Raw genomic sequence first — 26,184 nt, forward strand, 5'->3', positions numbered from 1 at the left:
ACCGTGATTTATTTTGTGATAAAACGTTAAGAAATACATAGTCATTAAAGAAAGAGGATCAAATCTATGTGGCATAACTATAAGAACAGCTCAATTATTTTAAAGATGACTATTGCGTTTATAGCAGGTTTAGCTATTGCTTTAGTGTTAGGTGAAAATGCTAAATTCCTGGAACCATTAGGTCAAATACTCATCAGATTATTGAAGTTAATTGCTATCCCCATTATATTTTTGACCATAATACTATCTATAAGTCGGATTAATTTATCTAGTTTAGGAAGAATGGGTGGAAAATTATTTTTATATTATAGTATAACAACAGGCTTATCTGTATTTATTGGCGTAATAGTTGCCCTGATCATAAACCCTGGTCAAAATTTGACCTTGCCAAAAACCTCAGTTGATGAACCGAGTATCCCCAACTTTTCAGATGTATTATATAAAATAATACCGGATAATTTGATTGAAGCATTTACTTCTGGTGAATTATTGTCGATATTGTTCATAGCCATAGTTATAGGTATTTCGATGTCGATTTTATTATCTTCATCTGATGAAAATATTCAACAAAAAGCAGAATCTCTCTACTCACTTTTTGATATTTTTAATAAACTTTTCAATGTCATTTTAAATGGGATATTACTTTATGCGCCAATAGGCGTATTTGGTATTAGCGCCTCGACATTCGGTTCACAGGGATTAGACACTTTTAAATCCCTGTTGTTGTTTACACTCACCTTTTATATAGGCATATTTATTTTGTGGCTACTCGTTTATTTCAGCTTTTTAAAATTAGCTGATAAATCTATTTTTAAGTTTTTAAAAGATACTAAGGAAGCTTATGTAACTGCTTTCTTCACTTCAAGTAGCATCGCTTCTTTGCCCATTGCCATTAATTCAGCAAAAAAAGCTGATATTTCAAATGAAGTTGTGGATTTTTCAATCCCTTTGGGTACTATATTCAATTCTGATGGCGGTGCCCTTAGGATGGGAGTATCCATTGTTTTTGCAACTAACGTTATGGGATTGAATCTATCTTTAGAAAATCTATTGATGATTGTAATTATAGGCACACTTTTGTCTATTGGTACTGCTGGTATTCCAGCTGGTGGTCTCATTACTCTTTCTGCTGTTCTTAGTTTATTCGGTTTACCATTAGAGATTGTCGCTTTGATAGCTGGTGTTGATGCGATAATCGGAATGGGCGGAACTGCCTCCAACGTACTAGGTGATATAATTGGAGCTGCTGTTATAGATAAAAAGAAAAAAAGCTATAACTAAAAATTTAGTTATAGCTTTTATTTCTTATTAGTAAATATAAACTGGACAGTTCTCTATTATCTATATAACTCACAAGGTTTCCAATGGGGTTCGGTAGTTCAGTTATTTTCTTGGGAAGTCATTTCTTCTAGCAACAACTAATAAAAACATGCCTGATGGGTTGTGTTGAAATCCATGTCTCTAGGATTCCTTCCCTTTTGAGCATCCCAATGGAATATTCATTTATCCCTTGTTGTGATGGTGTCTCCGAATCGATATAGTAGATTTTAAAATTAGCGTATGGGATCGTCCAAAAACCCATGCATTTTTAATTAGTACAGACATTGATTAACATACTGATTTTTGGACTGGATTCATATGAACAAAAGGCCATTTTACAGTTGCATGAAATCTTCCAATTAACGGTCGTTTATTGGACGCTAAACGGGAGGAGAACCAGTTGAAAAGTGCATAAGAAAATATAACAGATTTCTCTGCTCTAAAAGTCTAACTTTCTGGGGTCACTACAAACTTCTATCTCATCAGCAAAAGGGGTTTACGCTCGTGGCTCGCTTAAAAATAAAAAAGACACGAGAATGATCTGAACTATAACCCGGATAATGGACAGTGAATAAAAAAGCGTCCATTATCCGGGTTTTTCTGTGCCCGATCAGAAATCTTTTTCTAATAATGCTCTGACTCATTCACTAAAGCTAACCTCTTTTTCTTGCGCAATCATTTTTAGCCGAACCGTCTCTTGTTCATCAAAACCTTTTACATCAATTCGTGCCATCTTTTATCAATCTCCTTCCAATTTAGATGTACCTCAACAGGTACATTGGTAATATTACATCAAAAAATAGCTGTTTTCATGTACTTAAACAGGTACATTTGGTTAAAATCCGGACGGAAAAATATATTGTCGGCACTGCCGACATATTGTAAATGGCAGTATTAAAATGTAGGAAATCGGCAATTGAAAATTGTTGGTTTACCTACATTTTTTTGTATGCTTTTCTTATGACATCGAAGGAGGATATTCATGAGAAAAGACGTACGCGAAGGAGTCAGGAAATTTATGAACGATGGTATCAAACCCAATTTTGCCGCATTGGCCCGGCAGTATGGCTGCGATTACCGGACGGTGAAAGCGGTCTATGAAGCAGAGACACAGTACCCAGAGAAGAAAAAACGGGTGAAGAGAAAAAGTAAGCTGGATGAATTTAAACCGATCATCCATGACAAACTGGAAATCCAGTGCAGCGCGTATAGTATATTTAAATTCATTGAAAAGAAGGGATATGACGGGAGTTACAGTCTGGTGAAGCAGTACTGTCGAAAAGAGAGGAAAACCCGTCAGAAGCAGGCAACCATGCGTGTGACCCACACACCCGGTTTAGCCGGGCAGGTGGACTGGAAAGAAGACATGACTTTGATCAGCCGGCACGGCGAGATCTTCCGTTTCAACATATTCTTATACGTCCTGTCGTTTTCCCGCAAGAAATACATCACATTGACCTTTGATCGCCATCAGGACACCTTGTTTGAATGTCTGGACGATGCCTTCCACCACACTGGCGGCGTACCGGGGGAGATCTGGTTTGATAATATGCGGACTGTGGTGGATCAATCCAGCACCCAATATAATAAGGTTGTGTTCAATCAACGGTTCTACGCATTTAGTAAGGATGCCGCCTTTCAGCCCATTGCCTGCCGGCCATACCGTCCCCAGACCAAAGGGATGGTCGAGGCACTGGCACGGACGATGGACCGGCTGCGGGTCTATAACCATGAGTTCGATGACAGTGTGGATTTGATCCATATCCTCCATGATTTGTGTCACGAACTCAATACGGAAGTCTCCCAGGCGACCGATGCCATCCCCGACGAACTGTGGCTGGATAAAGAAAAAGAGCACCTACATCCACTCCCTGAAGACCTGTTGAAGCCGTACTTTGAAGACCAATTGACGAGAGTGGTCTCTAAAGAGGCGATGGTTCAGTTCCGTAAATGTAAGTACTCTGTAGATCCCCAGTATATTGGAAAGACGGTTGAGATTGAACTGTCGGATACTGAGGACAACATACACATTTATTATAACGGAGAAACGGTGCGTTCACACCCGTTAACCGCCCAAAGATTCAATTATAATCAGGCAGATATGTTCAACATATTGAAGTCGGATCTGCTGGCTGGTCGGCCGGACGATGATATCCATGAGTATATCCATGAATCCCTGCAGTTATATGATGCGGTGGGAGATGATGTTCATGAGTGATTATCAAACGCTTCTGTCCAATTTTGAAGCCCTCGGTTTAAATAATATGCGTGAATATTATCCAGTGTTGTTGGATAAGGTTCATACAGAAGACTTGTCGCTGACGAGTGCGTTTCTGGAAATCACAGACAAAGAAATGAAGTTTCAAAAAGAAAAGAAGATGGAGCGTGCGATTCACCGCGCACGCTTTCCTAAAGTGAAGACATTCGATACGTTCGATTTTGATTTTCAACCCAGCCTGAACCGCACGGCCGTCCTTGAATTGAAACATCTGGGGTTCATGGAATCTAAAGAGAACATTGTCTTCATCGGCAGCCCTGGTGTCGGTAAAACCCACCTGGCGATTGCTCTGGGGGTCGAAGCCTGCCGTCAGGAGAAACTCACGCTGTTCATCAACTGCCATGAGTTGTTGATCCGACTTCGGGCCGCTTATGAAAAAGGGACCGTTGAGCGTGTGCTCAGACGGTATGCCAGATACGAGTTGTTGATTATTGATGAAATCGGCTACCTCCCCATTCAGAAGCATGAAGCCGACTTGATCTTCCAGTTATTGAATATGCGCTATGAAACCCATTCAACGATATTCACCACCAATATCGCACTCTCTGGATGGGGTGAACTATTCAAAAGTCCGGAAACGGCCGCAGCGATACTGGACCGCATGGTCCACCATGTAAAAATTTATAAAATTAAAGGCAAGTCATACCGGATGAAACACACTTAGGCTTTCCTCCACAAATTACATTGCCAAAAACCTACATTTTTAGATTGCCGAAAACCTACAATTTTAAGTTACCCTTGACACCTGTTTTTTTATGTTCTTGCGGAGAATTACTTATTCCAGTATTATTCTCTATTATTTCATCCTCGTTATCTCCTGAAGCTTCCTCCACACTATCATTATCTGCTTCAGATGGGATTACAGTATTCTCTATCATCAATTGATGTGCTTCTATTTTTTTAAGTCTCTCATCCAATTCCTTTTGATTTTTTGAGAGATGCTCTAAAAGTTCAATCGCATACTCTAAACGCTCATTTTGCTCATATGACCCATTTGTACCTTCATTCATTTTAATATCCTCTGAAGGGGTTTCTTGGGCTTCTACAAGTATTTTAAATTCATTCAAACGGAGCACGACTGCCTCAGATGCTTCCTGTACGCCTTTCTTTTCTTCTTTGACCAAGCGAACCATTTCAACAATGGTCATTCGATCTAACTCATTGAATAAACGATTTTGTCTATTATCCCTTTCTATTTCTGGATAATTTTCATTTTCTTCTAATATTCTTACGTACCGTCTTATGGAATGTTCAGAAGCCCCCGTTTCCTCTATCAAATTAGAAGTCTGATAATATTTTTTCGGATTATGGATATCCATTGTTTTTCTTCCCTCTTTATGTGACTTTCATGCACGGGGTACATGCATACATTCAAGCCCGTTCACATTCGTGTACACATGGTGCACGTGCGACGTACATGAAATTGAATAAGTACTTTTCTATAAGTATTTTCTACCATGCACTAGATAATTCTATTATACACGTACAATAAATTTATGCACGATTATACACGGTTAAATCCAATATGATTTCTAGGGTTAAATGTACTTTCATAAACCTAATGCAATCCTTTCTCTTACAAAAATTCAAATATACACTTGTCAAATAAGAACTAATTTTAACATCATTTTTTTCCTATAATTACAAGAGATACTTAATCTATACGCTATAATAAAATAAGATATTACCTGGTGGAGATAATTATTATACGACCCATTTTAAAAATTTTAATAGATCAAAAGTGATATCCACTCAATTTTAAAACCCAGCTCATCTTCATATGAAGACAGCTGGGTTTCTTAACCATAGTGCAAGGTGTTGTCTAAATAAACATAAAAGAAATGTGAAAATACACCTAATGTGGAAGCAAAAAATTAATTTAATTACGAAACATAAAAATGAGTATGTAAAAGTACAGCCATCTTAAAATATTAATTAAGTATGATAGATAGTCTGTTAAGAAGATTATTGCATTAAATTTGATAAACATTTTAAATGTAAAAACGTTTTCTATCTTCAGAACTTGGGAGTTTGCAATATTTCGAAGATTTTAATGCTAGTTTATGACGATTTTTAGAAATAACACTGTATACTATATCTCTTATTGGCCTTGGTACTAATAGAAAAACAGTTAACAACTTAGTGACACCTTTCAAAGTCCCCGCAACTTTTAATGCAGCTGTAGATCTATCATAGATTCTTTCATCTGAAATTAAAAAGAAACTGTCAACATTTGGCGAAACATTAAAAGAAGACAATAAGCTTTTTCCTTCTTGACTATTTAATGCTATAAAATCGAATTCCTTCTTATCATCTTTTTCTAATATAAAATGCACAGTTTTATTGCAAAATATACATTCACTATCAAATAATAATACTCTTTTCATAAGGTCCCCCTCATCTTATTATTTTTATTTTAACGTTTTTTTCTTTAAATTACTAAACTTTTAACATTTGGTAATTTTTGTTGTTTACTGAAATTTCCTTTGGTATTATAAACTTATATTAATAAAAAAGGAGTGATTTTAATAAATTAGTTCATAGATTACGACTAGTAAAATATGCCTACATATGCAATGTTTATTATTTTTAAGTTATAAGACAAAAGGAGTTATCAAAGAAAATACTTTTTATGATAATTTACTCTTTTAATCTGGCTGCCCAAATTAAATTGTAAAAAACAGCCAGCACCATAATCCCTGTCAAAAACAAAGGTAAGAAATTAAATACATTATTCTCAATGCCTACTGCATGTCTTATTAATGATTCATTAGCTAATATAGAAGCAATTAACACTAAGTTTTGGATTAAAGTCATTATTTTTTCCGACATATTATATTGTTTCTCTCGGTTTTTTTCCGTCAAATTAATGTAGTTGAGTTTTTCTGGGTGTTTAGTTAATAAGCCAATTAACCACCACATTAAAAGTCCTATAGTTGGCATAATTAGCACAAAATATTTCGACCCCCAATTATCTGGTTCACCCATAGTGAAATGAATGGCAATACGATCTGGCATGTTTGGCCAAAATAAAAACAAATTAACCAAATGATAGACTAAAATGATCGAAGAAATAATATAAAATACACTTTTAAATGATTTTACTTTCATTAACATAATATCTTCCTTTTTTATTTAAATATATTAGGCTCTCCCTAATCATGTGTGCTTGACATTGAAAAAAGCAGAATCTTCCTCTAATGTTTAAAGTACCAACCCAAAACATTGATAGAGAGGAAGTTCTGCTTGTATAAACAGTTTACTACAGATATCCTGCACCTACCAACCTTTATATTGAATAATGAAGGAGAACGTGTGAAAGATGGCTGGGTTCTCGGCGTCGAGCCGAAGCCACAGAACCATCTCTGTCCGTTATGCTTCCAGGAAAGTATCAATCATGCCAGAAACAAGAATCGCTTCCTGCGTCACGCCTGGGTTTCTACCCGGGAAACCATCTATATTCGTGTCCCGGTCCACCGCCAGCGTTGTGAAGACTGTGGCATCACCTGGACGGTCGAATGGCCGGAGGTTCCCGTGCGTGGGAACGTGACGACGCATTTCAAACAGATGATTGCGAGAAAATGCATCGGTCAGTCCTTCGAGGCGGTAGCCAGAGAGATGGCCGTGCCACCATCGACCGTGGCTTCCTGGTTTTACACCTATGCCGAAGAAACATTGGCACGGCCGGCTGATTACGAAGCACCGCCAGCGCTCTGCATGGATGAATTCGCCCATAAACGGGGCCACACCTACAGTGTCGCTCTTCAGGATGCACACACGGGCCACGTGTGGCAGACGCACCCGGGAAAGAGCCGGGAGCGTATCCAGGAAGGGCTGCGCCGGTATCCGTTGCAGGCACCTGAAGTCATCGTTACGGACCTGGCTCCCGGCATGGCGCAGACCGTCCACGAGATATGGCCGGAGACAGCCATCGTTGTCGACAAGTTCCACGTCATCCAGTTGTTCACGCAGGCTCTGGATCGTGCGAGGAAGCTGGAAGGAAACAACGGGACCAGCCACAAGAACATCAGGCATCAGCGCAGGCTTTTGATGGCCCATCCCAAACACCTGAAGTTAGAAGAAAAAGAGACGTTACGCACTTGGCTCGGAGAAAATCCTGAGTTGAAAAAGCAGTGGGTTGCGCTTCAGAAGTTCCGGGACATATATTGTGCCAAAAGCTACAAGAAAGCGCAAAAAGCCCTTGAAGACTGGTGCAGCCACTACCTTTTTGAAGGAGCGAACGCCACAAAGTCTATAGTCAAAACCGTCTTGAAGTGGAAACAGGAGATTCTGAACCACTTCACCTACGGACTGACAAACGCACGACTGGAAGGTACCAATAACCTGATCAAAACGCTGAAACGACGCAGTTACGGATGCCCGAATATGTATCATTTCGATCTCCGGATCCGTATGGAGTGTCGTCCCCCAGCTTAGAAATAAAAAGAGATCCTACGTTAGAGGAAGAAATCAACACACTTCACTGGGGAGAACCGTTTTATTTTTAGAAATAAATTTATACCTATTGCAGTTTTCAATAATTTTATATTTCATTACGCCGATTGTAAAATTAAGCTAGACACATAAAGAAAGCCACTCGTGATACACTCAAAATGTATTTCCGACCAAAGAAATCATAGGAGTGATCACGAATGACCTACACCCATCTTAGCACGGATGAACTTGTAATTATAGAATCTTATTTCCATCAGAATGCCTCTGTATCAAAGATTTCAGAACAGATTGGCCGAGCACGTCAGACCGTCCACAATGTGGTCACTTTCCTGAAAGACGGTCACACCGCATTGGATTTCTATAAGCGCTACAAGGCAAACAAGCAGCGTTGCGGTCGAAAACAGACGGTGCTGTCGAATGATCAACGCGCATATGTGGCAGAAAAGGTCGCGCAAGGATGGACGCCGGATGTGATTGTCGGTCGCCGTGAACAGCCGATCAACTGCTCCAGCCGCACATTGTACCGCATGTTCAAGCGCAAAGACTTTGATGTTTCCACCTTGCCGATGAAAGGAAAGCGAAAACCCAACGGCCATAAGGAACGCCGTGGGCGACAGGCTTTCAGACGGAAACTCTCTGACAGAAAGACGGACTACCCAGCATTCAAAGAAGAATTTGGACATCTGGAAGGCGATACCATTGTCGGCATCCATCATAAAAGTGCCGTTGTGACACTTGTAGAACGGCTGTCGAAAGTGATCATTACCCTCAAGCCCGAGGGTCGGACTGCAAAGGATATTGAAACAGTCCTCAACGCATGGTTCCATCAGATCCCCAGAAATGTGTTCAAATCCATTCCTTTCGACTGTGGTAAGGAATTCTCAAATTGGCAGTCAATGAGCAACCGAAATGATATTGATATTTACTTTGCCGACCCGGGCACGCCTTCCCAAAGAGGATTGAATGAACATTCCAATGGACTGCTTCGGAAAGACGGCCTGCCCAAGCATATGGATTTCAACACAGTGGATCAGAGGATGGTTGCTTCAGTAGCCTCCAAGAGAAACCACATACCCAGAAAGTCTTTGAACTACCAGACACCGCTGGAAGCATTTATGAGTTACATGGATGTAGGCAGGCTGTCTAGCTTATTTTGACAAATGAAGTTAGTTTATCTTCCTTTATGTTTAGACATTTATTGTTAACATTCCTTTCCAACTGAGTCCCTAATTTTAAGTTAAATGGGTGAAAAGAACTGTCCAGCTTATTTTGACAAACAAATAAATGAAAAATAACATTTACAGTGGCCATTTTTATCAATGAGCGATCCATATAATAGTAGAAACACGTTCAATACACTGCCGAATCTTCTTAGAAATCTTTTTGACTCAAGTGGATGAGAAGTCCTGTTCAGCTTGTTCAATAAATTGCAAAATATTCACTATTTACTTGACGTATCTCTTAGAAGTACTACAATGATATTAAATAGAATAAATCCGCACTAGGGGCGTTTTGATAAACTGAGATGAGGATTACCTCAAACCCTTCGAACCTGATCTAGTTAAAACTAGCGTAGGAAAGTGTTACTTCGATACAGCTAAATATCTATGCCTTTATAGATATGTATAATTCGCTTTCGATACGTAACCTTCCTATGAAGGTTGCGTATTTTTTATTCTAAAATAGAGGAGGTATTCACTTGGCAAGGACAGTTTTAGTAACAGGAAGTGGCAGAGGTCTTGGGAGTTGCATCGTAAAAACATTGAGTGAAAAAGGCTTTAACGTCATCATTAACTACAATCGTAGTAAAGCAGAAGCAGAAGCGTTGCAAAAGCAAATCGGATCTCAAGCAATTTCTATTCAGGCAGACGTTACAAATCGGGAAGCAGTTGAACAGTTAGTTAAAAAAGGGACTGAACATTTTGGGCAGATTGATGTTGTGGTAAACAATGCACTCGTAAACTTCAAGTTTGAACCAACTACTCAAAAAGCATTTAAAGATTTAACTTACAAAGATTATGAACAACAATTAGACGGCACGCTAAAAGCCGCGTTCAACGTATCGCAAAGTGTCATCCCTCAGTTTCTAGAACGAAAAGAGGGTTCAATCATTAGCATCGGCACAAATCTATATCAAAACCCTGTGGTACCATATCACGAATATACAACAGCAAAAGCTGCTTTAATCGGATTCACCAGAAATGTTGCAGCAGAGCTTGGTCAGTACGGCATCCGAGCAAATATCGTTTCGGGCGGATTACTGAAGACAACAGATGCAAGTGCAGTCACAACACCCGAAGTATTTGAATTAATCGCACAATCCACACCATTAAGGAAAGTAACATCCCCCCAAGATGTTGCGAATATGGTGGTTTATCTTTGTTCCGAATCAGCAGATGGCATTACAGGGCAGAACATCACGGTGGATGGTGGCCTTACTATGAACTAGGTGGGATATATTATGGTTAATCCAAAAAAGTTAAATATAGGGGTTTTATTGTATGGTGTAGGGCATCATCAGGCAGCATGGATAGCAGCAAATTCGAGCATAGATGAATTTACGACAATTGGATACTATGAAAATTTGGCGAAGATTGCTGAACGTGGAAAATTCGATGCGGTATTTTTTGCAGATGCACAAGCCTTCCCTGCGCATAGTGCTACCGAATTACCAACGAGTTATTTTGATCCAATAGTTGTATTAACTGCCATGAGTAATGTCACAGCTAACGTTGGACTTGTTTCAACTATTTCGGGAACATTTAATAACCCGTTTACTTCAGCAAGGCAGTTACTCACACTGCAACACATAACAAAAGGACGTGTGGGGTGGAACCTTGTGACATCAATGTCCGATTACGAAGCACAAAATCACAGTATGCCAGAATTACCGGAAAGAGCAGTGCGCTATAAGAAAGCAGATGAATTTGCTGAAGTCATGGATCAATTATTTGAATCGTGGTCCATTGATGACTATAGTCCAGACAGAGCGAACAATAAAATCATTAAAAACGAGAATATTCAACCGTTCAACCATAATGGGGATTACTTCCAAGTAAAGGGGCCATTAACCTTGCCTTTAGGAAAGGAAGGAAAACCGGTTGCGATGCAAGCAGGGGCATCAACAGAAGGCGTGGCACTTGCTGCGAAATATGCCGATGCAGTCTACTCAGTTGCTTGGAACTTAAGACAAGCAAAAGCCTATCGTGAGAAATTAGATCGGGCAATAAGAGAAAGTCATCGACCAGACTGCTCTATCAAAGTGTTTCCAGGTCTAGTGACTTACGTGGGTAAGACAAAAGAAGAAGCACAAGAAAAGAAAGCGAAATTAGACGATTTACTGCCAATTGATACTGCGCTGAAGCAACTCGAATTCTTTGTTCAGCAGGATACAAAATCGTGGAAACTCGATGAAAAAGTCCCTGCACTGCCCCCAATCGAAGAATTCACAGGCCCAGTCGGGCGTTATCAAACTGTGTTAGAAATCATAGAAGACAGAAATCCAACAGTCCGTGAACTACTCGGTTACCTAAACGCTGGAGGCGGACACTTGACACTTATTGGTACGCCTGAAGAAATTGTCGATGAAATCGAAAAATGGATGAAGGTAGGCGTTGCAGATGGTTTCAATTTGATGCCGCCAACACTCCCAGGCAGTCTAGAAGATTTTGTTGAACTCATCGTTCCAGAAATGCAAAAACGTAAAATTTTTAGAAAAGACTACAATGGAGAAAACTTTAGAGAAATGCTATCATTATATTAGCATTTCAATTTTTATTTTGAAGTACCGAAAATTTTCAACTTTCCAGGTACTTTAAGTTTTGAAAGTAAATTATTTGATAAATACGCCGATTGTAAAATTAAGCTAGACACCTAAAAAGGGTCACGCGTGATACACTCAAAATGAGTTTTCCGACCAAAGAAAATCATAGGAGTGATCACGCATGACCTACACCCATATTACCACGGACGAGCTAGTAATCATAGAAGCCTATTTCCATCAAGAGACCCCGACTTCACAGATTGCGAAACGGATTGGGCGTGCCCGTCAGACGGTCCATAATGTCATCGCATATCTCAAGGACGGGCACACTGCGCTGGAGTATTATCGGCGCTATAAGGAAAACAAAAGCCGGTGTGGTAGAAAACGGATTGTTCTACCGACCGATCAGCAGAAACATGTTGAAAAGCAGGTGGCGCAAGGCTGGACACCGGATGTGATCGTCGGTCGGCAGGAGATGCCAATTGACTGCTCGGGCCGTACACTGTATCGAATGTTCAAACGAAAAACCTTTGATGTAGCCACACTGCCGATGCAAGGCAAGCGAAAACCAAATGGCCATCAGGAACGCCGGGGCAGACAGGCCTTCAGGCGAAACATCTCTGAAAGAACAACTGACTACCCGGCGTTCAATGAAGAATTCGGCCATCTCGAGGGAGATACCATCGTCGGTGTCCGCCACAAGAGTGCCGTCATCACGCTGGTTGAACGCCTGTCTAAGGTCATTATCACCTTGAAGCCTGAAGGCCGGACGGCACAGGCAATCGAGTCTGCCATCAATACGTGGTGTCAAGAGATGCCCAGAAACCTGTTCAAGTCCATCACTTTCGACTGTGGTAAGGAATTCTCCAACTGGCAATCGATGAGCAACCAGAACGATCTGTCCATCTACTTTGCCGACCCAGGGACACCGTCTCAACGGGGATTGAATGAACATTCCAATGGCCTGCTCAGAAAGGATGGACTGCCCAAAGACATGGATTTCAACACGGTCGATCAGATATTTGTCTCGTCTGTCGCTTCAAGAAGAAACCACATACCGAGAAAATCATTGAACTACCGGACACCATTGGAAGTCTTTTTGAGTTACATGGGTGAAAAGGAACTGTCTAGCTTATTTTGACAAACGAAAATATTAAAAAAATCACTGTTTTATAATAAACTGTGATCCACTTCTTTACTTTCACTCAAGGAATTTAATAATAAGAAAATATCTGTATTTTTTCTATCACTTGAAAAAATTAGGTTGGATCTAATAAGGAGGAGGATTATGATGCCAGAAGAATGGGGATTTTTGAATACAGGACACAACAATGCGGCTACGAATATGGCGATTGATGAGGCTTTATTAAATTGGCATAGTAGAGGAGTTATCCCCCCTACATTAAGATTTTACGGTTGGTCAGCACCCAGCCTATCCGTAGGAAGACTTCAAAGAGTAGATAAACGGATTGATTTTTCTGCACTTGAGCGATATAACTGCGATTTTGTTCGGCGTTTAACGGGCGGTAGCGCCGTACTTCATGATGATGAGCTAACCTATAGTATTGTCGTGACGGAGGATCATCCCTTCATACCCACATCTGTTCGTGAAGCGTACCATATTTTAACAAGAGGAATCTTAGAAGGGTATCGTAATTTGGGCATACAAGCTGATTATGCTTACCCATCGAGAGAAGAAATAATTAAAGGCAGATCATCGGTTTGTTTTGAACAGGCTGCTTACTATGAACTAATTATTGATGATAAAAAACTTTCAGGCAATGCTCAAGTACGCAAAGATAATGTCTTACTACAACATGGCTCAATTCCAATGAATATTAATGAAAAAATGTTGTTTGATCTTTTCCTTTTTCCGTCTGAAAGAATGAGAGAGAAAAAGCGTACTTCTTTTTATGAAAAGGCCATCGCTATTAATGAGATTACAAATCAAAAGTACACATACGATATGTTAGTGGACGCTTTTTATCATGGCTTCCAAACAGGCTTGGATGTCAAGTTTAAACCGATGACATTGACCGATGCACAGTGGAATGAAATCAATCAATTGGCAAAAAGCAAATACGTGACCCAAATTATGAATTAAAACAACTACTTGCAATATATCAACTACTGAAGGAGTGTACTTTCGATGTCTAAAAAAGAAGAGTACCTGCGTAAACCTAAATGGCTAGAAACTAAAATCAATACTAATGGATCATACTCAGGATTAAAGAAATTGATGCGAGATAAAAAATTAAATACGGTATGTGAAGAAGCAAGATGTCCAAATATTTATGAATGTTGGAGCGAGCGTAAAACTGCTACATTTATGATTCTTGGTGATACATGCACACGTGGGTGCCGATTCTGTGCGGTTAAAACAGGAATGCCGAATGAATTAGATTGGAATGAACCAGAACGTGTCGCGGATTCTGTACAAATAATGGGGTTGAAACACGTGGTTGTTACAGCCGTCGCTCGAGATGATTTAAAAGATGGCGGTGCGGCGGTTTTTGCTGAGACAGTCCGGGCGATCCGCAGAAAAAACCCTGGTTGCACCATCGAAATTTTACCTTCTGATATGAAAGGTGATTACGAGAGTTTACATACTTTAATGAGCAGTGAACCAGATATTTTTAACCACAACATTGAGACTGTGAGAAGATTGACTAAAAAAGTACGAGCTAGAGCAATGTATGATAGATCACTAACCCTGCTTCAGCGTGTGAAAGAGATTGCTCCTGACGTACCAACGAAATCAAGTATTATGGTGGGCTTAGGAGAAGAGAAAGAAGAAATCATTGAGGCCATGGATGATTTACTGGAAAACGATGTGAATATTATGACAATTGGTCAATACTTACAACCGACGAAAAAACATTTGCGGGTCGAGCGTTATTATCATCCTGATGAATTTGCGGAGTTAAAGCATATTGCACTATCAAAAGGTTTCCGTCATTGTGAGTCTGGGCCACTTGTCCGTTCTTCTTATCATGCAGATGAGCAAGTCAATCAAACATCAGCACAGCGTCGTATTAACTATATGAAAGGTTATGAAGCCCAGGAAAACTCCCAGGTTGACTTTACATTCAGGTGATAAACATAGTGATCATGAACACCTGTAATTATTCTGTTTCAACAAGTCAAGAATTCTCTTTCGGTGTGTGGTTCCAGTTCCTTTTTCCGGCGTGCTCTGAAAGACCTTGTACCCTTTAAGGTGTTCTTGAAGAAAAAAATTCCAAACTGATAAGGTCTGACGTACTGTTCATCTAAAGTATGTCAGACCTTATATTTTTCTTCGTTCCCTCAAAGGTTTTTTAAAGAAAATGAGGAGACTATATTATTATTCTTAGAACACTTTACAGAATTGAATTGAGGGAGGCTTGGAGTCTAATGATGTAATTATAATAATGCTTTCCCTCTATATTTCGTGTTATAATCTATTAACGTCTCATCTCTTCCAAATAAAAAATGCTTTTCCATATCTGGTGAATACTTCGAATTGAGTGTGTCTTGTCCGATAGCTTCAGCCCGTAACATTGTCGGCGATCCTCCACAGCATAACCCAATATCATTTATGTCGATACGATGTACATTGCCAGCCTATTCAGTGATTTCATAACGATTATGATACAGTGAATTCAACGCAGTCGTGACAGTCGTTTAAAACGGCAGGTGTCACACTAAAACCAGAAGGCCGAAACGGCGCAGGATGTCGAGCTTACCATCAATACATGGTGTCAAGAGATGCCCAAAAACCTATTCAAATCCATCACTTTCGACTGTGGCAAGGAATTCTCCAACTGGCAATCGATGAGCAATCGGAATGACCTGTCCGTCTACCTTGCCGACCCAAGGACACCATCCCAGCAGAGACTGAACAAGCATTCTAATGGATTGCTCAGAAGGGATGGATTGGCCAAAGATATGGATTTTAATACGGATAATCAGGCTTTTGTCTCATCCGTCTCTGCAAGAAGAAACCACATCCTAATAAAATCACTGAACTACTGCGCGCCACTGGAAGTCTTTTTGAGTTAATGGGGTGAAAAAGAACTGTCTAGCTTATTTTGACAAACGAAACTATAAAAAATCTAACTTAAATAATTGGAACTAAGTTGATCGGGTAATCCAAAAGTTAAACATTCATTCAAACCTTCAACCTTTGATTCTATTGAATGGCTTTCACATATATTAAAGTGCCCCAAAAGTTGAATTTTTGACTTCAACTTTTGGGGCATGCCTCACAACCACTTATATATTCCTTTTATCAAATACTTTTTAAAAGTCTCAATAAATCCTTAAATCCTTATAAAACACCTTGCTAGATGCCCCATCCTCTAGGGTATATTCTATCGCAAAGGCATTATATTATGAAATGAGCTTTGCTTTTCTATGTTATACTACATTTCGTTTATTAAACACCAGCCATGTGGCAGCGATGAAAATCACCATATAAACCACAATCACCGCAGCTGAGAATCCCATAGTCATCTCCTCTCGGATTGGACCAAACGAAGTGAAGTAGACAGATAAATCTGTGTTGGCAAACAAAATATACTTGGCCCATGCATATTGGGATAACGCTTGCGCAGCGGTTGTCCCGGCGAACATCATAAACATCGAAAGGCCGATCGCTAGGGCGCTGCTTCGGAAAATACTTGAAAGCATAAACCCAAATGTGGCTAGAATGATAATATTAATGAATTTAAATCCGGATTGAAGCAATATCTCGGACAGTATATCGTTACTTGCCAGACCGTCTGGCCGATTGACCAATATGTCTGGGTTGACGGCGGGTACCCCATACATAATCAGACCAATGAAAAAAGAGACGCCCAAGAGGCTCAACACTGACAATAAGACGAAGACTAACACGGCCACATATTTTGATAATAATATGGTCCCCCTCGAAATCGGCCGTATCAAAAGTTGTTTGATTGTGCCCCATCGGAATTCATTAGCCACACTGCCCCCTGCAATGATGATGGCAAACAGGTTGAGAAGCGATGTGGCAAAGTTGATGGATGGAAAGCGTCGCTTCATCAAGCCATCTGAAGAAAACTCCCAATTCTCATTTCCGTATGATCGGAACCAATTCCCGTTATCGTCATGCCACTCATATGCAAACCGCACTGCAAGGCGGTCGTCGGTAAATGACCATAGTTCCTTTATCAATCGATAGTCGAGCTCCTTAGCTCATTTTCTTTCGAGGAACTCTACGATTTCTTCTCGACCGGTTGGGAATTCGGTGCGGTTCCGCCAGCGGCTATTCTCTGTGTAAGCGAGGGACACTTTATGCGGGTTACGACTGTTCCAACTATCTTCAGCCATCCGGACTTTCTGCACGGCAGTTTCTTGCGTAAATAGAGGGACAAGTTTACTCATTATATCTCCTCATTTCTGATCTATTTACTTCAGCATATACAGATTTTTCTATATCTTCAAGTAATATAAAGTTAGTAATAACTTTAAGTTAGCCATGAAGTTTACACGTATTCTAAAGGGACAGTATGTTTTGTTTACTGTTGTCTGTAGATCTCCTCAATTTCCTCAAATTTCTTCATCATGCTATCGCTGTCCACTTGATGGTTTTTGATATCCTCATACATCAATATCTTTCCCGCCAAGAAAATGGCGTCGATGTCGAGGATATGCGCAAAATTTTCCAGTGGATTTTGGTTGAGTAATATGTAACCATCGTCTTCCCCTACAATCTTTTTGGCTTCAATTGTCGCCTTCCTCAATATCTCAAATTCAGTCAAGCCAAAGTTTTTAAATTCATTCAGCTCTTCAATCATACTAAGCCCGGGATACACCCACGTTCCCGCAGGTGCATCGGTACCGATATACACTTCGCCATCCATTTCAAGGTACTCACCTATAACCCGCTTCACCTGATCATACTCCCATTTTTGGCGCTTCTTGAACTCTGCACTAAGCTGCGCATCAATGGCTTCGAACTGAGCACTTATAGATAATTGCTCATCCGCTTCAAACAGTTTCATCTGCTTCGATGTTATCAATTCAGGAGGACTGTATGTGCGTCCTTCTACCAAGTGACGGTACAGGGTCAATGTCGGCACCAACTTCATTCCATTTTCAAGTAGGTATGACAATAAATCATTCAGCCTATCCGTATCTACTGGTTTGCTGGTGATTTCATCAAACTCATCATCTGATAGTTGACTATGATATCTGGGAAAAAGGTGTTGCACGATGCTCGATGCATGTTCAAGCCACTTCACGCCATACTCTGTTGCTTTCATCGCGTCGATGGACTTGGAATGTAGCAGATCAGCTGCAACCTCAAGACCAAGTGTGTCTCCCCTTTTTACCACAGCATCCAAAACATCTTCTTGGATGTTGCCATACACTTTGATGAACTTCGCATCTTGGTTATACAGCTCCTCGACAGTCTCCAGTGCCGTATTGATGTCATTGGTGGAAACATTGCCATAGGAAGTCGGCCCCCACAGACCAGGATCGCCGTCGATGAAACGATAAGTCGCGTATACATGCGGTGCGACATCATCCATCATCTGGATAAGTTCATAGTTGCCACCGGTATTTCTTACTGAAGTCACACCACTCGCCAAATAATGCTTCGCACTGACAGGTGTAATGTGAGTATGCATATCCACCAAGCCAGGCATCAGGTATTTTTGTGTACCATCTATTTCTTTATCATCACCTGATCGCAATTCCACATCCTTGACTTCAATGGTCCCTTTATCCAGATCGATCCAGTTGACGTTCTTTACTTTAATCATAGATACTGTTCCCCTTTGTTTATGTGAACTTCCTAGTTTTATGTATTAAATATAAGACTATAGTTGTGATAAATATGGACGATACCACTGTGAGTTTATGACTGATTTATATATGCTATTTCTTCTCGCAAAACGCCTTACACCTTCAATTTACCATTACGAGAAATATTATAAAGAATATGGCATAGACACCCATTAAGCCGAGAGATACTTGCGCCAATCGCGTCTTGATCGAAAAAGCAGGCATAAGCCCTACTCTAGTGATGTTTACTCCCATCAATAGTACCGCAAGGCTAAGAGAAGAAAGCGCGATGATAAATATAGCGTGTTCCAAAATTTATCTCTTCCTTTATAATTATTTGGTACACTATAAGTATAACATAATATCTAAACATTTAGATATTTGGCAAAGTAGGCATATTGCACGCACTATACTTTTCAAAAGAAGAACAAGAGACTTGTCTAAAATGTAAGTGGGAAACCATAAAATTGAAAGCACGATTATATAATATTCATTTTGTTATATTTTCAATTTAAGTGGTGACATCTGAGAATAATTTTATTAAAGGCGGTCGGCCATGAAAAAGTTTATATCCATTTCATTAGCACTCATTAACACACTAACTTTTGCGATCGGATTAGGCTTCTTATTTGGTGATGGCCAGGATTCCGAAATAAAATAATTATAATAGAATGAGAGGTAGTAAGCGAAATGCAAATAGAATTATCTGGATTAGTAGTAAGTATGATTATTTTGGCAGTTGGATTGGGTTTTATGGGATATTTTATTGGTGATGGCCTTAAGAATATTGGCAATCCTGATAGTGAGCATCCCGCTACTAATTTTATAAAAGAAGAAGATTTGCCAATATATTTTAGTTTAGATAAGGAAGAAATCAATGACTTATTAGAAAAGCATCCAAATGCGCCTAAAATAATCTTAAACGGCACAACGTATTATCCATACAAACATTTTTTAAATTGGCTCTCTTCAACCGAAATATATAAATCGTAAAATAGGTATCAAATGATAACGGATGTTTCTGGGCCACTACATTAAATCTGCTGAAAGGTAATTAACATGAAAGAAAGACCAAAAATTGACATACCTAAGACTTTGACTGAAAAGATCGCAAATATCATAGGCTATGGTTTTTTCATCGGATCCCTAATCTATGTGATCATCACATTCTCTTCCCTACCTGCAGAAGTACCTGCTCACTTTGGAGCAGATGGTGAGGTCGATAGATATGGGTCGAAGTATGAAATGATTGTCCTCATCGTCATACCACTGCTCTTGGTACCGGGACTCAAGGCGTTGGACCGATTTCCGGAAATGCATAATTATCCAAAACGTATGGACGCATCTAATGTCAGGGAGTTCTATTTGAATAACAGACTATTACTTAATTTAACAACAAATGGGACGCTGATCGTATTTGCAATTCTATATATCGAGATTACTAACCACGGACTTACCGGCTCATCTACATTCGGCGTACTTCTAATGCCCTTGATTCTTTTGTTTGTACTGGGACCGATAGCATGGAAAATGATCGAGCGCTTCAAAATAAAATAATAAATGATTAAAATACCTCATAATAAAAAAGAAGTCGGTAAATATTTTTCCGACTCCTTTATACGTCTAGTAAACTATTATTCTAAATCTCAGTCTCCCAGTCTTTCTGCTCTTCTTTACGCATATCTTCTGCCGTATCTTCCGGATAGACGACCCTGAATTTATGATGCTCTTTTGGAATGATCCCCACCATCTTATCGATCATCAGCTGCGGATCCATCTGATGGTTCAGACTATCCCCGCTTGCTTCCAACTTATCTTTCGAAGTGTGGTGTTCCTCCTCGTCGTACCACTTCCAGTTTGCTGCGACTGCACGGTCATTGAAGCCTGTGCCGAATCTACCGGGGTTAATAGTGGCAACTTTGACATTGAACTCCTCCATCTCCTGCTTCAGCGCTTTCGCTATGGCACCGATGGCGTGCTTCGAGGATGAATAGAGTCCTTTATAGGCAGAGCTCATCTTTTCTGCTTTTGACGATATGAAAATGATTTTACCCTGCCGCTTCTCTACGAAATGTTCAGCTGCGATACGAACGGTTTCTAGTGTGCCGAATACATTGATTTCATATAATCGTCTAATGTCAGCCATCGGCATCTCCCATATCGGCCCACCTTCATTGATTGCTGCATTGGCTACGAATATATCATAGTCATATCTTTTCATGGCTTCGCGGTCATGGGCATCTGTGATGTCCATCTTGAAGACTTCAAGATCTACACCCGCTTCCTGTCCTTCTTCACGCAATCCTCCAATCTGTTCCTCTTTTTCAACAGTGGCAATGACCGTGTGACCTTCGCGCGCCAGTCCAATCGCTGTGCCTTTCCCTAAACCTGATCCTGCACCTGTAATCATGATTGTCTTAACCACTCTTAATTGCCCCCTCATTTTCTATTAATAGTTTTAATCTTCCCTGTCGGTATCTTCATAAACGCTTGTGTCGCTCCCCAACAGATTGCATTCCAGATTTGTCTCTCCAATTATATACTATTTGAATTATATTTCAGCTGCATGGGTATAATAGTCTTATAAATACAAATTTCTTTATCCGTAAAATCATATTTTGCTTTTGATATGTTAAAACTCATATTATCAGCAAAGATCTCTAAGTGATTAATGGTAAGGAATATTATTCTATAATAAAGATGGTCAATATTTTAAATACCCATCATTATCTTTCTATATTATGCATTCTAATGAAAGGAGTGAGCTGGTGGAAAAAGTTGTCGTGGGTCTCATCACCGCCCCCGGTCTTCCGGAAGAGTTAATAAAAGATATGCTAGAAGATTTGAGCGAACTATCCAGTAAACACATTGATGACAAAGTCGATTGGCAATTCGATTATCAGACCAATCCATTAGCCGCTTCCGCCGAGTTCATCGATCAGACATTCGAAAAAGCGGAAGCCATCCGAGAGGATAACCAATGGGACTTGGCAATCGCAATCAGTGACCTCCCCAGTATATCCAGTAATAAGATCGTCGTTTCAGAAGTGAATTATGAACAGACGATATCACTGCTTTCAGTACCGTCACTTGGCGCCATTAGGGTTAAGAAAAAACTGCAGAATCTACTAATGCATCACATTACATGGCTGCACCGCAAAGATTTATCTGAAACACCTGAGGGCATACGCTTGAGCTTCATCAATCAGATCACTGAAGTGTCGACTTCTGAAGATGAGGTGAGCAATAAGCGGTACATACGGAAATCGACGGTAGCCGGGTGGAGTAAACTTGTTGCAGGCATGACGTTGATGAACGAGCCATGGACGGCCTTAAATAACCTCAAGACCATCGTCGCATTATCATTTGCCACGGGCACATACATTTCCATTTTTTCTATACCTTGGGAATTGAGCCTGGATTATTCCTTGTGGCGATTTATGATGCTGACATTCATTGCGATATTTGGTGTTGTTGGATGGCTGATATATGCACATGATCTATGGGAATTGGTTTCCAGTAAAAATCAGCGGTCATACCGTCATCTATATAACTTCACCACAATGGCCACCTTGTTGTTCATTACAATCGTAAACTACTTGGTCGTCTACCTATTGCTCATAATATCGGTTATCGTATTTGTGCCAATGGGACTTTTTGAAAACTGGACTAGGATTGAACCTGATGTGGAATGGACGGATTATTTAAATCTGGTATGGTTTTCTGCCTCTGTAGGAGTCCTAGCAGGTGCCTTGGGCTCCACTGTCGAAGATGAAGGAACGATTCAGAATGTGACGTATTCCTACAGACAAATGTACCGATATAAGCAAATAGAAGAAGAAAATGAAGAAACTACAAAAGAAGAACAGACCGAAGAGCATGCAGGCACAAAACAAACTCATGATAAGTCAGAGGATGATTGATATGAGCAATAGATATGTTGGCATCGTCGCAGCGCCAGGTGCGCCAGATGAACTTGCGAGAAAAATAAAAGAAGAATTGCCGGAGGTGCTTTCCGAGGAATTTGAAGACGATCATGAATGGGAAGTCGGCGTCCATGTAGACCCACTTACGAGTTATGCAGAGCTGACGAAGGAGTTGTTTCAGAAAACAGATCAATATTACCAAGATAGTGATTGGGATTATACTATCTTCATCACAGATCTCCCGTTATACCATAACGAGAGTATTATCGGCATAGATATAAATGAAGCCACTGAGGTTGGATTGGTGTCTTTGCCCGCCTATGGTTGGCCTCCTAACAAACAGAGTGTTCTCGAAACCATTGTGACCCTGATCACTTCGGTCCAGGCAAAAAATGACAAGGAATCCACCGATTCAAATGAAGAGAATCGTAGGAATTTGAAAAGGATATTCAACCGATACTTTAAATTCAATAAACTTCATTATGAGAAAAGTCATAACGATGCCACCGATTCCGAGCATTCAATATATCAAATGAAGAATAATTTGCGGGGATATTTACGACTGATCAGTGGAATGGCTTGGGCGAATAATCCTTTAAACATGATGTTGGTTTTGAGCTCAGTAGTAGCACTTGCTTTTGCGACAGGTTCCTTCAGTATGGTCTTTTCTACTATGTGGAGCCTAAGCGATTTGTTCTCTATCTGGAGGATGATTGCTGTTTCAATATTCGCTTTAGCCAGTATGCTAGTGTGGATCATTATCTCCCATGATCTATGGGAAAGGCTAGAAGAAGGTGAGGATAAAAGATTTTTGAAGTTATATAACGGTGCGACAGTTGTGACTTTGATCATATCATTGGTGTTTTATTTCACTGTGTTGTATCTGATGTTCCTGACCGGTTCCCTTGTGCTACTACCACCTGACTTTATAATAAGGAATATTGGATTAGAACAGATAGACATCCGCTTTTACCTTAAGCTAGCATGGTTCGCCACATCACTTTCAACAGTTGTAGCTGCAATCGGAGCGGGTGTTCAAGACGAAAATATAATGAAGGAAAGCACATATGGCTATCGACATCGCCTGCGTTCACAAGAAGCCAGTGAGGAATAACTATTCATTATTTAGTGTGATTTTGTCTAGTTTCTAGATAGCTAATACTTCTTATGTTTAAAGCTTTAACACTGTTATCATACAGCAGTTCAAACCTTGAATGAAGCCTACTATTACAAGTTCTAAAATATTCTCAGGAAGGAATGTAAAGAATGGGATTCTATATAATGATTTTTTCATTCCTAATCGGTGTATACTTGACTGTGTCAGGTATTTCTCGCAGAAAATACAATTCACTATATAAAATTTCAATAGCGCTTGGAATTATGCTTATTATATTCGCTGTCTACCTAGCATGGCCAAAATAATGTTAATCTTAAATATGCTCTGGGTATTTTCTAAATAATTATACATTAGGTTCAGTTTTGTGATTTTACCTTGCTTCTCCTAATATAGGATATATGTGGTCACAGCTATAATGGAACTAACATGTCCTCAGAAATTTCTGAAGACACTACAGATACTTTAAAAAATAAGCGATCCCCTAACCTTAGATATGGCTTAGGGGATTGTGTTTTTCAGACAGTATTTTACAACTATGAGTCAACTTAAAAAACTACATCTTAATAGGACTGTTCTATAAGTCGTTTAGACTCCTTATAAATCGATTTTGGAAAGTTGAATATTCTGAGCAGCTCCAGCGCATTGGATGTTTGGGCTGGACCATTTTTAATTTGATAATCAAAGAATATATCACTGTCTTCTAGCACTTCAGAAAAGTGATACATCGCCATTTCATTACGCAATGTGTCTGTCTATTCTATATCATGAGTAGCTGCCACTAAAGAAATTTTCTTATGCGTACTCAAAAATCTCAACAGTACTTCTGCTGCTGCTAAGCGTTCTTTCGTATTCGTCCCCTTGAATATCTCGTCAATGAAGCAATAGAAATGAGCATTACTGCCATTCAGGGCTTCGATTATTCTTTTCAATGATTTGATTTCACTGATGAAATAACTATCCCCTTCCGAGATACTGTCTGAAATATCCATTGAAGACAACACTCTACCAGGCACGTATTTAAAGTAGCCACTGGTTGAGGTATTGATGCCATTACTCAGAATGACATTCACGGCCAATGATTTCATAAAAGTGGATTTGCCGGAGGCATTCGACCCGGTGAGCAAGATATTTTGTCTCAAATCAATTGAATTGCTGATGGGTTCAGTAATCAATGGATGATATACGTCGTGTGTTACTACACTTTCATCTCGCACTACATTCGGGATGGCGTAATAAGGCAACTAAAGTGGACCCCATTGTCAAGACACGGATTTTATGAAAATAAGGTGGGGCCTCAGTTCTGTTCCTTCCCCGCTTTTCCGAGATCAGGTTCTGTCAAGGCGTACTGCCCTTGATAGGTTCTGACATCGGAAAGATAATTGTTCAAGGAGGAGCGGGGGCGCATCTAATGAATATGAATGGTGCCTGGTGTCTGATAGTCCAATGACTGATGCAGGCGCTCGTGGTTGTAGAATGCCATATAGTCACGGATATGCTGCCGTGCCTCCCTTGGCGTCCCATAGTCCTTCAAATATACCTCTTCATACTTGAGACTCCGCCAGAAACGCTCAATCATGATGTTATCCAATGCACGCCCTCTGCTGTCCATACTGATCTGGATGCCCGGCTGTGATTTCAAGAGCTCGATGTATCTAGGACTGGTGAAATGACTGCCCTGGTCGCTGTTGAATATTTCGGGCGTCCCACTTGCCAGTGCCCGTTGCACAGTATCCAGAACAAAGTCCATTTCCAGTGTTTGGTCCAGTTCCCAGCTGATGATATAGCGGGAATACCAGTCGATGACGGCGGTGAGATACACCCAGTGATTCTGAAGTCGGATATATGTAATATCAATACTCCACACCTGATTGGGACGGGTGATGGGCAGACCTTTCAACAGATAGGGATAGATACGGTGCTGCAGATTGCGCTTGCTCAGGTTGGGCCCTGGATAGATGGCCTGTATGCCCATTTCCCGCATATGCCGCTGGACCCGCTTACGGTTGATGGCGATGCCTTCATGTTTCAGTTTTTCGGTAATCCGGCGTGATCCATAGAATGGAAATCGGGTATAGAGCTCATCAATCCGGTGTTTGATGGCTACCTCTTCCGGTGAGGGCGTCACCGGTTTGTAGTAGAGACTGGATCGATTGAGACTCAGTAGTCTGGCTTGTTCCGAAATGGGAAAATCAGTGGCTGCCCAGTCCACCATTTCCATGCGTTCCTGTCTAGTCGTGGTAGATGCCAGATTTTTTTTTGACCCACGACAATTGCGTGGTGAGTTTTCCGACTTCCGCATAGAGGCTTTCTAGCTTCTCTTCATAGTCGGCTTTCATTCTGTCCAGATCTTTGGATTGGCTGTCAAAAATCTGTGGCATCTCCTGTAGGAACTGCTTTTTCCAATTATGCAGCTGGTTCACATGGACGCCACGTTCCGAAGCGATCTGGTTCATTGTTTTTTCTTCCTTCAAGACTTCCAACACAACTTGGGATTTGAATTCGGGTGTATATCTTTTACGTTTCATATACC

Annotated in this window: 22 protein-coding genes, 2 pseudogenes and 1 riboswitch; of the genes and pseudogenes, 15 read left to right on the forward strand and 9 right to left on the reverse strand. The window is 40.3% G+C overall.

Annotated elements, in window-relative coordinates:
* Positions 1-66: 66 nt before the first annotated feature.
* From ACZ5LF_RS06350 to istB, 3 genes are all read left to right on the forward strand, one after another.
* Positions 67-1,281, forward strand: coding sequence for a dicarboxylate/amino acid:cation symporter (locus ACZ5LF_RS06350; protein ID WP_380569614.1), 1,215 nt, complete (start codon positions 67-69; stop codon positions 1,279-1,281).
* Between the two features lie 1,021 nt (positions 1,282-2,302).
* A complete protein-coding gene (gene istA / locus ACZ5LF_RS06355; RefSeq protein ID WP_380569615.1) occupies positions 2,303-3,538 on the forward strand; it encodes an IS21 family transposase in 1,236 nt (411 codons plus the stop codon).
* Complete coding sequence (gene istB / locus ACZ5LF_RS06360) at positions 3,531-4,262, forward strand: IS21-like element helper ATPase IstB (RefSeq protein ID WP_380569616.1); 732 nt, start codon at positions 3,531-3,533, stop codon at positions 4,260-4,262. The genes istA and istB overlap by 8 nt, the downstream gene beginning before the upstream one ends.
* Positions 4,263-4,317: 55 nt before the next feature.
* Here the strand turns inward: istB and ACZ5LF_RS06365 are convergent, their stop codons facing one another.
* From ACZ5LF_RS06365 to ACZ5LF_RS06375, 3 genes are all read right to left on the reverse strand, one after another.
* Entirely contained in the window at positions 4,318-4,917 is a 600-nt protein-coding gene (locus tag ACZ5LF_RS06365; protein WP_380569617.1) for a hypothetical protein, read from the reverse strand.
* A 672-nt stretch (positions 4,918-5,589) separates the two neighbouring features.
* Positions 5,590-5,985: a thiol-disulfide oxidoreductase DCC family protein gene (locus ACZ5LF_RS06370; RefSeq protein ID WP_380569618.1), complete on the reverse strand. Its 396-nt coding sequence runs from the start codon at positions 5,983-5,985 to the stop codon at positions 5,590-5,592.
* Positions 5,986-6,238: 253 nt separating this feature from the next.
* Positions 6,239-6,709, reverse strand: a complete 471-nt coding sequence (locus ACZ5LF_RS06375; protein ID WP_380569619.1) for a DUF1648 domain-containing protein — start codon at positions 6,707-6,709, stop codon at positions 6,239-6,241.
* A gap of 135 nt (positions 6,710-6,844) precedes the next feature.
* Between ACZ5LF_RS06375 and ACZ5LF_RS06380 the strand changes: the two genes are divergently transcribed.
* The 8 genes and pseudogenes from ACZ5LF_RS06380 to ACZ5LF_RS06415 form a co-directional block, all read left to right on the forward strand.
* On the forward strand, positions 6,845-8,035 hold the full coding sequence (locus tag ACZ5LF_RS06380; RefSeq protein ID WP_380710129.1) for an ISL3 family transposase: 1,191 nt from the start codon (positions 6,845-6,847) through the stop codon (positions 8,033-8,035).
* Between the two features lie 215 nt (positions 8,036-8,250).
* Entirely contained in the window at positions 8,251-9,210 is a 960-nt protein-coding gene (locus ACZ5LF_RS06385) for an IS30 family transposase (protein WP_380570465.1), read from the forward strand.
* 336 nt (positions 9,211-9,546) lie between these two features.
* Positions 9,547-9,649, forward strand: a riboswitch (TPP riboswitch).
* A 103-nt stretch (positions 9,650-9,752) separates the two neighbouring features.
* On the forward strand, positions 9,753-10,502 hold the full coding sequence (locus tag ACZ5LF_RS06390) for a 3-oxoacyl-ACP reductase (protein WP_380570464.1): 750 nt from the start codon (positions 9,753-9,755) through the stop codon (positions 10,500-10,502).
* A 12-nt stretch (positions 10,503-10,514) separates the two neighbouring features.
* A complete protein-coding gene (locus ACZ5LF_RS06395; protein WP_380570463.1) occupies positions 10,515-11,816 on the forward strand; it encodes an NtaA/DmoA family FMN-dependent monooxygenase in 1,302 nt (433 codons plus the stop codon).
* Positions 11,817-11,997: 181 nt separating this feature from the next.
* Entirely contained in the window at positions 11,998-12,957 is a 960-nt protein-coding gene (locus ACZ5LF_RS06400; protein WP_380710055.1) for an IS30 family transposase, read from the forward strand.
* A 150-nt stretch (positions 12,958-13,107) separates the two neighbouring features.
* Positions 13,108-13,920, forward strand: a complete 813-nt coding sequence (locus ACZ5LF_RS06405; RefSeq protein ID WP_380569756.1) for a lipoate--protein ligase family protein — start codon at positions 13,108-13,110, stop codon at positions 13,918-13,920.
* A gap of 45 nt (positions 13,921-13,965) precedes the next feature.
* On the forward strand, positions 13,966-14,913 hold the full coding sequence (lipA, locus tag ACZ5LF_RS06410) for a lipoyl synthase (protein WP_380569754.1): 948 nt from the start codon (positions 13,966-13,968) through the stop codon (positions 14,911-14,913).
* Between the two features lie 580 nt (positions 14,914-15,493).
* Positions 15,494-15,857, forward strand: a pseudogene (locus tag ACZ5LF_RS06415) (IS30 family transposase); the annotation flags it as partial.
* A 357-nt stretch (positions 15,858-16,214) separates the two neighbouring features.
* Here the strand turns inward: ACZ5LF_RS06415 and ACZ5LF_RS06420 are convergent.
* The 3 genes and pseudogenes from ACZ5LF_RS06420 to ACZ5LF_RS06430 form a co-directional block, all read right to left on the reverse strand.
* Positions 16,215-16,862, reverse strand: coding sequence for an ABC transporter permease (locus ACZ5LF_RS06420; RefSeq protein WP_380569755.1), 648 nt, complete (start codon positions 16,860-16,862; stop codon positions 16,215-16,217).
* A 33-nt stretch (positions 16,863-16,895) separates the two neighbouring features.
* Positions 16,896-17,204, reverse strand: a pseudogene (locus ACZ5LF_RS06425) (DUF1348 family protein); the annotation flags it as partial.
* Between the two features lie 134 nt (positions 17,205-17,338).
* Positions 17,339-18,589, reverse strand: a complete 1,251-nt coding sequence (locus ACZ5LF_RS06430) for an amidohydrolase family protein (protein WP_380569753.1) — start codon at positions 18,587-18,589, stop codon at positions 17,339-17,341.
* A 712-nt stretch (positions 18,590-19,301) separates the two neighbouring features.
* Between ACZ5LF_RS06430 and ACZ5LF_RS06435 the strand changes: the two genes are divergently transcribed.
* A complete protein-coding gene (locus ACZ5LF_RS06435) occupies positions 19,302-19,604 on the forward strand; it encodes a DNA-binding protein (RefSeq protein WP_380569752.1) in 303 nt (100 codons plus the stop codon).
* 66 nt (positions 19,605-19,670) lie between these two features.
* Positions 19,671-20,168 (forward strand): DUF1648 domain-containing protein, encoded by a 498-nt coding sequence (locus tag ACZ5LF_RS06440; RefSeq protein ID WP_380569751.1) that lies wholly within the window; start codon positions 19,671-19,673, stop codon positions 20,166-20,168.
* An 82-nt stretch (positions 20,169-20,250) separates the two neighbouring features.
* On the opposite strand, the gene ACZ5LF_RS06445 is transcribed toward ACZ5LF_RS06440, so the two are convergent.
* The gene (locus tag ACZ5LF_RS06445) at positions 20,251-21,036 is read right to left on the reverse strand and encodes an SDR family oxidoreductase (RefSeq protein ID WP_380569750.1); all 786 of its coding nucleotides are present in this window, start codon (positions 21,034-21,036) and stop codon (positions 20,251-20,253) included.
* Positions 21,037-21,379: 343 nt separating this feature from the next.
* On the opposite strand from ACZ5LF_RS06445, the gene ACZ5LF_RS06450 reads away from it, so the two are divergent.
* Positions 21,380-22,534: a hypothetical protein gene (locus tag ACZ5LF_RS06450; protein WP_380569749.1), complete on the forward strand. Its 1,155-nt coding sequence runs from the start codon at positions 21,380-21,382 to the stop codon at positions 22,532-22,534.
* Positions 22,455-23,651, forward strand: a complete 1,197-nt coding sequence (locus ACZ5LF_RS06455) for an SLC5/6 family protein (RefSeq protein ID WP_380710133.1) — start codon at positions 22,455-22,457, stop codon at positions 23,649-23,651. The genes ACZ5LF_RS06450 and ACZ5LF_RS06455 overlap by 80 nt, the downstream gene beginning before the upstream one ends.
* A 755-nt stretch (positions 23,652-24,406) precedes the next feature.
* On the opposite strand, the gene ACZ5LF_RS06460 is transcribed toward ACZ5LF_RS06455, so the two are convergent.
* Positions 24,407-24,895, reverse strand: coding sequence for a MutS-related protein (locus tag ACZ5LF_RS06460; RefSeq protein ID WP_380569747.1), 489 nt, complete (start codon positions 24,893-24,895; stop codon positions 24,407-24,409).
* Between the two features lie 164 nt (positions 24,896-25,059).
* A protein-coding gene (locus tag ACZ5LF_RS06465) for an IS3 family transposase (RefSeq protein ID WP_239416372.1) occupies positions 25,060-26,179 on the reverse strand; the annotation gives its coding sequence in 2 pieces (ribosomal slippage) (positions 25,060-25,912 and positions 25,911-26,179; 1,122 coding nt in all).
* Between the last annotated feature and the right edge of the window lie 5 nt (positions 26,180-26,184).

Source organism: Salinicoccus siamensis, assembly GCF_055391965.1.

Excerpts from the sequence above, each read along its gene's own strand:
- ACZ5LF_RS06350 (WP_380569614.1), top strand. The coding sequence starts at position 67 with ATGTGGCATAACTATAAGAACAGCTCAATTATTTTAAAGATGACTATT.
- istA (WP_380569615.1), top strand. The coding sequence starts at position 2,303 with ATGAGAAAAGACGTACGCGAAGGAGTCAGGAAATTTATGAACGATGGT.
- istB (WP_380569616.1), top strand. The coding sequence starts at position 3,531 with ATGAGTGATTATCAAACGCTTCTGTCCAATTTTGAAGCCCTCGGTTTA.
- ACZ5LF_RS06365 (WP_380569617.1), bottom strand. The coding sequence starts at position 4,917 with ATGGATATCCATAATCCGAAAAAATATTATCAGACTTCTAATTTGATA.
- ACZ5LF_RS06370 (WP_380569618.1), bottom strand. The coding sequence starts at position 5,985 with ATGAAAAGAGTATTATTATTTGATAGTGAATGTATATTTTGCAATAAA.
- ACZ5LF_RS06375 (WP_380569619.1), bottom strand. The coding sequence starts at position 6,709 with ATGAAAGTAAAATCATTTAAAAGTGTATTTTATATTATTTCTTCGATC.
- ACZ5LF_RS06385 (WP_380570465.1), top strand. The coding sequence starts at position 8,251 with ATGACCTACACCCATCTTAGCACGGATGAACTTGTAATTATAGAATCT.
- ACZ5LF_RS06395 (WP_380570463.1), top strand. The coding sequence starts at position 10,515 with ATGGTTAATCCAAAAAAGTTAAATATAGGGGTTTTATTGTATGGTGTA.
- ACZ5LF_RS06400 (WP_380710055.1), top strand. The coding sequence starts at position 11,998 with ATGACCTACACCCATATTACCACGGACGAGCTAGTAATCATAGAAGCC.
- ACZ5LF_RS06405 (WP_380569756.1), top strand. The coding sequence starts at position 13,108 with ATGCCAGAAGAATGGGGATTTTTGAATACAGGACACAACAATGCGGCT.
- lipA (WP_380569754.1), top strand. The coding sequence starts at position 13,966 with ATGTCTAAAAAAGAAGAGTACCTGCGTAAACCTAAATGGCTAGAAACT.
- ACZ5LF_RS06420 (WP_380569755.1), bottom strand. The coding sequence starts at position 16,862 with ATGAAGCGACGCTTTCCATCCATCAACTTTGCCACATCGCTTCTCAAC.
- ACZ5LF_RS06430 (WP_380569753.1), bottom strand. The coding sequence starts at position 18,589 with ATGATTAAAGTAAAGAACGTCAACTGGATCGATCTGGATAAAGGGACC.
- ACZ5LF_RS06435 (WP_380569752.1), top strand. The coding sequence starts at position 19,302 with ATGCAAATAGAATTATCTGGATTAGTAGTAAGTATGATTATTTTGGCA.
- ACZ5LF_RS06440 (WP_380569751.1), top strand. The coding sequence starts at position 19,671 with ATGAAAGAAAGACCAAAAATTGACATACCTAAGACTTTGACTGAAAAG.
- ACZ5LF_RS06455 (WP_380710133.1), top strand. The coding sequence starts at position 22,455 with ATGAAGAAACTACAAAAGAAGAACAGACCGAAGAGCATGCAGGCACAA.